The following is a 382-nucleotide window of genomic DNA, read 5'->3' as shown; positions in this document are numbered from 1 at the left end:
AAAGTCCGCACCCCCACCGTCCTGGCCCTCCGCATCCGGACGTGAGCTTTCCTTCTTCAACCGCTCATACCAGTCAGGGGCACGGCGCCGGACCTTCAACCCGCCCGGCAAAACCCCTTCACGCCTCAGGGACGTCCGGACACAGTCCTCCATCACCGACCAGATGTGCAGCAGCCCCGCCCGGATCTCCTCCGGGGCGCGGCTGTCCTCCTCATTAATCCGCATCACGTCACTGATCCCCAACCCAGTCTCCCGGCAGTGCTCCAACAACTCCGCAGCGGTCCGGAACGGCAGCGGCAATTCCTTCTTCGACTCCTCGAGCTCCAGCTGCGCGGCGTCCTCCTCACCCTCCCGGACAATGAACCCGCCACCCACCGAAAAA

General features: G+C 64.7%; 1 protein-coding gene. It reads right to left on the bottom strand.

The annotated features are described in order from the left end of the window. Positions 1-382 (bottom strand): L-serine ammonia-lyase, iron-sulfur-dependent, subunit alpha (locus FDW84_RS19025; protein ID WP_205754771.1); only part of this gene is annotated, 382 nt, incomplete at both ends.

The organism is Pseudarthrobacter sp. NamE5, assembly GCF_005796225.1.
In the GTDB taxonomy this organism is placed as follows: Bacteria; Actinomycetota; Actinomycetes; order Actinomycetales; family Micrococcaceae; genus Arthrobacter.
Note: the sequence above shows the minus strand (reverse complement) of the source record. Positions and strands in the feature narration are given on the sequence as shown.